Source organism: Neisseria sp. HMSC055H02 (assembly GCF_001813335.1).
Taxonomy (GTDB): domain Bacteria; phylum Pseudomonadota; class Gammaproteobacteria; order Burkholderiales; family Neisseriaceae; genus Neisseria; species Neisseria sicca_C.
This window is the reverse complement of record NZ_KV812087.1, coordinates 674-9710: the sequence shown is the minus strand read 5'-3', so window position 1 is coordinate 9710 and position 9037 is coordinate 674. Positions and strand designations below refer to the sequence as shown.

Genomic DNA, 9037 nt, shown 5'->3' with positions numbered 1-9037 from the left:
CCTGATTTAAATTTAATCCACTATAAAACCTCATTAATATCTATTATCCGCACGTCAAAATTCTTCATTCAAACATAAATCAACAGATTAGAAAAACAAAAACAAAAGGACGTGCGCCAACCAAAACTGTCAGACATTTTCAGACGACCTCGGGTGCTTAAAACCTGTATTCTGCTTTGACGGCAAATTCGTTGCGTTTGTAGCGGTTCAGCCAGGACGAGCTTTTGTTGTCGGTGTGTTTGATACTGAAAATGGGCGTGATGCCGCGGAGGAAAGGGCGGTCGAATTTGATGTCCAACTGGTAGGTGCGTTCGAAATCACGGCGGCGGGTTTCCAGCCAGGCATGGTAGTCCTGATAGGCTGTTTTGCGCCAGATTGCCTGAAAGGTGGCGTCGATGCCGGATTCAAAACGCTTGTTGACACCCGCGCGCAGGCCGTGCCGACGGTAGGAATCCACTTTTTCGCGGCTGTTTTTGCGCAGGTAGTCGTAGCCGCCGAATACCAGCCAGTCTTTCGGCAGGGCGTAGATGGCGGTGGTGAACAGAAGCGTCTGCGGGCCGTTGAAATGTTTTAATTCGCCGCGATAGCGGTCGTATTTGTGGTCGAACTGCACACCCAGCGAGGCTTGGTCGGAAAAGGTGCGGCTGTATGCCGTGCTGATGCCGGCGCTGCTGTCGCGCAGTTTGCTGCCCGACCATTCGTATTGCACCTGCGGGCCGATACTGAAGGAATGGTCTTTGCTCTGAAAACTGTAAGCGGGGCTGACGTTGATATTGTGTTCGCCGTATTCTTTGTTGCCGGGATAAAGCCGGCCCCATGCGTAGCCGCCCAGTTGCAGACCGTGGTGGCCGTTGAGCGAAATACGTCTGCTTAAGTTGGCGTCATATACCCACATCCGGTTTTTCAACGCATCGGGCGCGTAGGCATCAAGCCGTTCGTTGCGGCAGGACAGCATTCCGTCGCCGTCCAGAATCGGCTGCCCGTTCGAATCGAAACCGCAGCTTGTCTGATTGCGGACGACCGTCGCGCCCGACGACTGGTTTAAGTTGGTGTCGTAACCCGCGCCGAACGAAACCGAGCCGCTCCACGCATCGCGTTTCTTCAAAGCGTCGGCAAACACTTTGATTTTCTCATTGACGGCGGGCACTTCGGGAATATCGATGCCGTCGAACAATGCCGCCGATTCTTTGTTTTGTTTGTCTATAAACAGCAGCCGCGCCAAATCCAGGCGGCCGCGCAGAAATTCGGGATTTTGGCGGTAAAGCTCGCGGTATTTCGCCAGCGCGGCCTTCAAATCGTCGCGGAACACCGCCTGATTGGCCTCGGCAAACAGCACTATATCGGGGTCGTAATCATCCTGACGGCGGTAAATGTCCAACAGCCGCGCCGTTTCTTCCTCGTTTTGCGCGTTGACCGCCTTCATCAGCGACAACGCCAAATCTTCGCCGTCCTGTACTTCTCCCGCGCCGAACTCAATCGCCGTATTGTCCGCTTCGTTCCTTTCCTGCTGCGCGCGGCGGAGTTCCGTCCCCTGTTTGAGCTGCATGAAGCGGTCTTCTCTGTCGTCGGCAAACGCGTGGGGCAGCAGGCTGATAAAAAAAGGAAGGAGCAAAAGGCGTTTCATAAAATTCTTTCCTGTGTGTCGGACGGCTTTGTTTTTCAGACGACCTTTTCAAAGAAAAACTTATATTTCATCTTTACCGGGCAAGAGCATTGTTTATTTGCATGGAAGCCCCAGCCGGGTCGTCTGAAAAATGAGTTTCTCAAGCCCATCGAAACAGCACGCCTTCAAACTCACGGGCCGTTCGGAAAATACCGGCTTAAACGCATTGCGAAGCCCGATATTTCCGAACGGCCCTGTACGATGTGCATTGTGTGGCGGATTTGTGTTTTATAGGCGGACGGAATGGGGAACGACAAAAACCGTCCGCCTTATCGCATTATGATTCATTATTTACCGGTTTTCGTACCGCCAAAGGCAGTGTTGTAGGCATGATTTTGACCAAACTCAGCCACGCCAGCAATCGCTGCGCCTTGGTTGCCGAAGAAATGACCACGGGTCGTACCGGCCACTTTGTTTGCCGTAGCTTTACCTTCAAATGAAGCCTGAGCCGTATTAATCGTGGCATTGTTGATGGCGACATTCAAACCTGTACGTTTCATTTCGCCGTTTAGCGTCCGTTTACCGAAATCGGCTTTCAGCGTACCGTTTAAGAGGGCTGTATTTTGCGTATGATATTGATTGATACCCTTAACCGTATAAGTGGCAGTACCCGTAGTCGGCAGATTGGTGGTTCTACCCGTGCCGCTATAGAAGGCAGTGTAATTCGTACCTTTCGTACCGACAGCCGCACCGGAAGGAACGGCAGACCAGTCGCCGAAGTAAACATCCATATTACCGACTTTGGAATAAGACAGACGGCCTAAATGGGAATGGTCGGGCATTCTTGGAATATTGTCCCAAACAATACCTTTCATACGGTACAGATTCGCGACAGTAACGCCGTTTTTGTCTTTACCCAAAATGCCGTGAGCGAACGTTTTGACAAAAAATCGATTTGCCGTCGCATCAATTTTGGCAAAAGAAACAGGTTGATTGTTGGCAAGACCATTTTTATTTGTCGGTTTTACATTTAAGTCAACCACATTAATGGCAGCCTTACCGAAATTCGCGTCGTTTTGGTTAGTCTCCACTGTCGGGACAATATGTTTAACCCCTTTTACATTGTTACTTGAAGAGAGGTCTGAAGCCGGATTGGCAGCAAACGCAGAAGAAGCGGCAAACGCAACACTCAATACCGCAACGGTTTTTACGAGTTTCATAATTCACTCCAAAATAAAAATTTACAAAATCAACGAATTTTCTCAAGAAGAATCTGAATCAAACTTACAAATCCGCCCTCTTGGAAAAGTAAGGTAAGTATATTCCTATTTTTAGGAAATAGAAACATGAATTATTATCATTTCTGAAAATTTACAATTCAATAATATCAGAATTTCGATAATTGAATCTAGAAACTATTTTAGAACTTGCCTGTAATCCCTACCCTGATGGTTCTGCCCGGTGCGGGCAGATAGGAGCGGCTCATCGGGTCGAGGTAGTAGCGGTTGGTCAGATTACTGCCCACCAGTTCGGCAGTCAGGTTTTTGCCGATTTTGTAGCGCAGGTAGGCATCCCATACCGCGACAGGCTGCCAACGCATATCGTTATATTGGGGTTTATGATTAGTTCCCTTATATTGATTGAATATGTTGTAGTTAGGCTGCCATGCATCATTGCGGTTTTCATAGACGCGGCTGTGGTAATGAAGGCGCACGCCTGTTTCCAGTCTGTTGGCAAGAAAGCGGCTGCCCAATTCGGCATCAATCGACCAGCGTGGCTGAAGCGCGCTTGCCAGATAGCCCGAATCGCTCAAACCGCCGTGGTTGCAGACGGGGCGACTCATGGTTTTGCCGGTTTCGGCAAAATATGTTGCATCGACATCTCCCGCAGTCACAGTCGACCATTGGAAGGTTTCGTCGCACATTTTGTTTTTCAGGCTGCGGAATACGTTCAGGCTACCAAAGACGCGTCCGGTATCGAAGCGGGTGGACAGCTCGGCACCACTGCGGATTTGTCTGTCGAATTGTTCGAATTCGAGATTGCTGTCCCTATCGATAACGTTTTTGGTCTTGTTATGGAAGTAGTTGATGCGGAAATCCGCTTTTTTCATTTTCGGTAACAGTCCCGTCAAATCATGAATATAGCCGACTTCCCAGTTTTTGGCGTGTTCGGGCCGCCAGCCATAGCCCATGCGGTTGAATGAGCCGGCGGCAGTAGAAAAGCCGTAAGTCCCTTCAAAAATGCTGGGGTAGCGCAGGGTTTCGGTATAGCGCAAATAGGCGCGGCTGTAATCAGTAAAATTGACAGTGGCAGAAAATGCGGGCACCCAACCGCTGCCTTTCTGCTTCATTGCCCTCTGTTTTTCGGCTTCGGTCATTGGAGTCGTATATACGCTTGCATCAACGTTATAATACTTAGGCACAAACTGCGGACTGTCTGGAATAGACGGGTCATATACAGGATTGGGGACTTTGGTGTGCAAATCAGGAATGCTGCCGTTGGTAAGGGGATGATCCTGCATATTCAGACGGCCTTTATCGTCTTTCAACCAATAGAAATCCACCTTTTCATTAGGATTGACCCATTTTTCGCGATCATCTGTCAAAATCGGAATATATTGCGAATTGACTTGTAACGACAGTCTAATTTGTGCATGTTTTTTTCTTTGTTCTGAATATTCATCCGACATATATAAAGCATAATCAAGACTGCCATTTGCCAAAGCATCGTCAATTGCCTTGTAATCCGCGTATTCTTGCGGCGTGGCAACCCTGCCGATCGAATATTTTATCCCCCTGTTCATTTCTAACGGATAGCCGGTCTTATACGTACCGCTTTCCAAACGTTTGCTTTTATCCTGAAGCTGGAAATTGGTATATCGTCCTCCCGCCGTCAACGTCAGCCAGCGGAAGGGTTCGTAGCGGAAATTGAAGCCCAGATTGTATTCGCGCCGTTTGCCGTTGCGCGGTACGCCGAATTCGTTTAATCCGTAATTTGCCCTGATGGTGCTGTTTTCAAGTTCTTCCCGATATTTGTCGTATCCTCCCCGCTCCAGCTCGTCTGAAAAATCATTGCGCGATGTCAGTTTTTCGTTTTGAAAATCGCCCATCAAAGTCAGCGAGAGCTTGTCGCTCAATTTCATACGGTTGGAGAATTGAAAGCCTGTCCGGTTGTTACGGGCGTAATAGGCGTTGCCTTCGATGGTGTTGAAGCGTCCATTGGTATTGGGCGTTTCAGGTTTGGGCGGTTTGGGGACTTCTATTCCTGCATCCAGCAATTCCTGCCGCTCTGCGGGGGTGTATTTCTGCCATCTGTCGTATTCGTCCCATGCTATTTGAAATTTGTTGTCCTCATAAACGGTATCGCCGGGCGAGCCGCCTGCGGTATTGGTTTTGGATTTGGTGCGCGTTGTCCAAAGCGTGGCATCGAAATCTATCCAACGGCTGCCCTCCGGCTTCCACGAATAGTCGATATTGTAGGAACGCTGTTTGACCCATGCCTGCGGCCATTCGGCAATTTTGTTGAGGACGGACGCATCCCAACTGATGGGACCGATAATACGCGAAGGCATGATTTCGCCGAACGTGGAATCGGTATGGCGCAGGCCGAATTTGAGCGTTTGGCGGTTCGGCAGACGGAAGATGGTTTTACCTACCCATGATTTGGTTTCGAGCGAGGTATTGCTGACTTCCCCGCCCGGATGGTAGAAAAGTCCGATTTTTGAAATATCGGGTGCGCCCAGCATGTTTTCACTGCCGTAAAATTTCTCGCCCTTGGCAGCGGCTTCTTCTTGACGACGTTTTAATTCGTCTAAAGTTTCTTGTGTCCAAGGACCGATATAGCCGTAGCGTTCCGCCCCTTTTTTGCCGGAAAAATAATTGCCTTTACTGCGGTAGGCATAGGCGAGCATGGCATCGAAATTGTCCTGCTTGGTGGCAGCGGCAATGCGGTAGGCTTTATCCTCACCAAATTTATTGCGTCCGTTGAAACGCTGGTCGATTCGGTCGGTATCGTCAAAAAATGAACGCCAAATACCGCCCGTTGCTACTGCGGGAACAGGCAAGGTTCGATAATCGACTGAATGTTCATAAGCATTCTCACGCCGCTTAATGGAATTGTTGGCAGCCTCCGCCTTCACTTCAAATCCGTATTTCTGCCCTTCGGGGACAATATCGTCGGCATCGATGGTTTTCAGGGCGACGGAGCCGCCTATGCCGCTTTTCATATCGCGGCTGAACGAGGGACCTTTTTCGATGGAAACGCTGCTGATGATGTTGGGGTCGACGTAGTTGCGGTTGTTTGCGCCTGCGTAGCCGCGCCAGACGGTAATCGCCTGCTCCGTGCCGTCGATGGTAACGGGAATCCGTCCCTGTCCCTGCACGCCGCGTATATTGGGATCCAGTGCGCCGCTGTTGCGCGCGTCGCCGCTGTATACGCCGGACATACCGCTTAAAAGGTCGGATACGGTGTTGCCTTTGAAGGTTTCGACTTCGTTTTTGCCTTTGTAAAGATTGACGATTTCGCGTGTATAAACTCGGCTTTTACCGATTTCGTCTTTATTGCGCGTGCCTTTGACGGTAACGGTATCGAGAATGACGGTCGGCGTATTATCGGCAGCATAAATGATGGGAGAGAAACCGATGGCGGCGATGCAGGCGGCAAGGGTGTTGACTTTGACTGGCTTCATAACGGATTCCTTGTGTGGCGGAATGTCAGACAGCGTCGTCTGAAAATGTTCAGACGACCTCGGAAAGGTTTTGCCGCAAATAGATTGAATGATATTGAATGATTTTGATTATTATTTATATATTTTCCGATAATTTTAACCGAATCTCGATAATATGCAAACATTAGCTTGTTTCTTCGGTATCTTGTTCAGAAATATTCAATTCGTTTAACATTTTGTTTTCAAATAAAATCAAATTATTTTTCTCAAAATAGGGCTTTATAAATATCGGGCAGTCTAAAAGTCGTCTGAAAATCCGATGCCTCCAATCAAGGCAAACCGATTTTCAGACGACCTTTCCAAACGGATTCGCGATAATTCGTCCCTATTCCATCCTTTCTTATCCTCATTCCTCCGTTATTGATACAATACGAAACAGCCTGATAACAATTTCAAATATATCTGATATGGACGAAAACCTTACCTTCCTCACTCTGTTTCTGCTCGGTTTTTTCGGCGGCGGCCACTGCGTCGGAATGTGCGGCGGGTTAAGCAGCGCATTTGCCTTGCAGCTTCCGCCCAACTTAAACCGTTTCGGATTAATTGTCCTGCTGAACTTGGGACGTGTAAGCAGCTATGTCCTCATCGGCTTCCTAGTCGGCCTGATCGGGCAGGCAGGGATTTCTTTGGATGACACCCGCGTGTTGCAGCAGGGGCTGTATATCGCGGCAAACATTCTGCTGTTGCTTTTAGGGCTTTATCTAGCGGGGATTTCGACGGCGGCGACGCGTATCGAACGCATCGGCAAACCGATATGGAAGCGGCTGAATCCGTTTTTAAACAAGCTTTTGCCTATCCGTTCCGTCCCAGCCTGTTTCGGCGTTGGGATGCTTTGGGGCTGGCTGCCGTGCGGCCTGGTTTACAGCGCGTCGCTTTACGCCTTGGGCAGCGGCAGCGCGGTTCACGGCGCTTTATATATGTTGGCTTTTGCGCTCGGCACGCTGCCCAACCTTTTAGCAATGGGTATCTTTGCGGCGCAGTTGAAAACGCTTTTGCAAAAACGCAGCATCCGCCTGTTGGCAGGGTTGACGGTGGCGGCTTGGGCCTTGTGGCGGCTTTGGGTTTCGGTTTCAGGCTGGACGGCATAAAGGTCGTCTGAAAACCTGTACACAGCCATACCGCAGAATCATGTGAACAGCCTGTGAACAACTCTCCTTCCCTTTTGATTTTCCAAAATAAAAATATTATGATTAAAAAATAGGCAGTACAAAATATTGCCCACAATCCGCATTCGGGTTGATGTGTGCATTCTGTGGAAAACTCGGATAATATTTTGAAACCTATTGAATATTTTCAGCTGATTAAAAAATAATCAATCTATTCGCAATCCTCCAAAGACAAAAAAGACAGGAATAGAAATGCACACCCTTTCGGAACAAGTCCGCTTAAATGAGGCGCGCAAAAAGTTGGCAAAAAGCAGGCGTTGGGCGACGGGCTTGCTGCTTGCGGCGTGCGGGCTGTTTGCAGCCTCCGCCGTTTATGTGCGCCAATATCCTTGGTTGGGATTTGTCAAAGCGTTTGCCGAAGCCGCGATGGTAGGTGCGCTGGCGGACTGGTTTGCCGTAACCGCGCTTTTCAGACGACCCCTCGGCCTGCCGATTCCCCATACCGCGATTTTGCCGCGCAATCAGGCGCGTATCGGCGATGAATTGGGGCGGTTTATCGAACATAATTTTTTGCAGGGCAAACCCATCGCCATGCGCATTTACCAAGCACAGCCCAGCGATAAATTATTGAAATGGCTGGACGGCGAAGACGTGAAATCGCACTGGCTGCCGTGGCTTTCCAAGCAGATTCCGACCCTGCTCGCCATCGCCAAACCGGAACAGATGGCGCGTTTCACGGCGATGCTGCTGGAAGAACGTTACAGCGGCGGACAAATCGGCAACGCGCTTGCCGACGGTTTGCGGCTGCTGAAAGCGCAAGGGATGCACGAAAAAGCGTTTGAAAACCTGCTCCGTCAGATTCGGCGTTGGCTGAAAACGCCGGAAACCCGTGAAATGCTGGAGCAGAACCTGCGCGAATGGGCGGCAAAAATCGAAGGCGGCAATCCCGGAACTTGGGACAGGCTTAAAGCGGCGGTGAAATCGACCTTGGTGGAGAAAGTCGATGATTGGGCGGCAGAAAAAGCGTTGGCATGGATAGACGGCTATTTGGCGACTGCGGACAAGCAGGATAACGCGCTGCGCCGACAATTCTTGGTGCAATACGACGAACTGACCGAGCGCCTGACCACATCGCGCCTGTGGCACCGCCGCCTGGACAAATTCAAAAAACAGCTCGCGCAATCGCCCGCCCTGCAACGTCAAATCATGACCTTATGGCGCGGCATTCTGGACTGGGCGCGGGAAGATGTGGAAAAACAAGACTCTTTGTGCCAAGCGCAACTGGAAAAGCTGCTGAATCATATGCGTTCGCAAGCCCAGGCATACCCGCAATTTATGCGGCGGGCGGATGTGCGGATTTCGCTTTTGGTTCGGGATTTTGTGATGCGTTATAAAGATAAGGCCGCTTTGTTCGTCGCGGACAAAGTCAAAGGCTGGGACAGCCGCCTGATGGTGGAAAAACTGGAATTGAGCGTGGGCAAGGATTTGCAATATATCCGCATCAACGGCACGCTTGTCGGCGGACTGGTCGGATTGGCGATTTATACGGTATCGCTGTGGCTGGCGGGATAGTATAGTAGATTAAATTTAAACCAGTACGGC

At 49.9% G+C, this 9037-nt stretch carries 5 protein-coding genes; 2 read left to right on the top strand and 3 right to left on the bottom strand.

The window, feature by feature from the left end; genetic code table 11:
- Positions 1 to 157 precede the first annotated feature (157 nt).
- The 3 genes from HMPREF2907_RS04265 to HMPREF2907_RS04255 form a co-directional block, all read right to left on the bottom strand.
- Positions 158 to 1624 (bottom strand): surface lipoprotein assembly modifier, encoded by a 1467-nt coding sequence (locus tag HMPREF2907_RS04265; RefSeq protein WP_070680400.1) that lies wholly within the window; start codon positions 1622 to 1624, stop codon positions 158 to 160.
- A gap of 326 nt (positions 1625 to 1950) precedes the next feature.
- On the bottom strand, positions 1951 to 2823 hold the full coding sequence (locus HMPREF2907_RS04260; RefSeq protein WP_070680397.1) for a Slam-dependent surface lipoprotein: 873 nt from the start codon (positions 2821 to 2823) through the stop codon (positions 1951 to 1953).
- 200 nt (positions 2824 to 3023) lie between these two features.
- On the bottom strand, positions 3024 to 6290 hold the full coding sequence (locus tag HMPREF2907_RS04255; RefSeq protein WP_070680395.1) for a TonB-dependent receptor domain-containing protein: 3267 nt from the start codon (positions 6288 to 6290) through the stop codon (positions 3024 to 3026).
- Between the two features lie 446 nt (positions 6291 to 6736).
- Here HMPREF2907_RS04255 and HMPREF2907_RS04250 point away from each other — a divergent pair, with 446 nt between their 5' ends.
- Together HMPREF2907_RS04250 and HMPREF2907_RS04245 are read left to right on the top strand one after the other, a co-directional pair.
- A complete protein-coding gene (locus tag HMPREF2907_RS04250; RefSeq protein ID WP_003740792.1) occupies positions 6737 to 7417 on the top strand; it encodes a sulfite exporter TauE/SafE family protein in 681 nt (226 codons plus the stop codon).
- Between the two features lie 270 nt (positions 7418 to 7687).
- The gene (locus HMPREF2907_RS04245) at positions 7688 to 9007 is read left to right on the top strand and encodes a DUF445 domain-containing protein (protein ID WP_070680392.1); all 1320 of its coding nucleotides are present in this window, start codon (positions 7688 to 7690) and stop codon (positions 9005 to 9007) included.
- Positions 9008 to 9037: the final 30 nt, after the last annotated feature.

Bases quoted from the DNA above. Each gene is read 5' to 3' on its own strand.
- HMPREF2907_RS04265 (WP_070680400.1), bottom strand. From the start codon at position 1,624: ATGAAACGCCTTTTGCTCCTTCCTTTTTTTATCAGCCTGCTGCCCCAC.
- HMPREF2907_RS04260 (WP_070680397.1), bottom strand. From the start codon at position 2,823: ATGAAACTCGTAAAAACCGTTGCGGTATTGAGTGTTGCGTTTGCCGCT.
- HMPREF2907_RS04255 (WP_070680395.1), bottom strand. From the start codon at position 6,290: ATGAAGCCAGTCAAAGTCAACACCCTTGCCGCCTGCATCGCCGCCATC.
- HMPREF2907_RS04250 (WP_003740792.1), top strand. From the start codon at position 6,737: ATGGACGAAAACCTTACCTTCCTCACTCTGTTTCTGCTCGGTTTTTTC.
- HMPREF2907_RS04245 (WP_070680392.1), top strand. From the start codon at position 7,688: ATGCACACCCTTTCGGAACAAGTCCGCTTAAATGAGGCGCGCAAAAAG.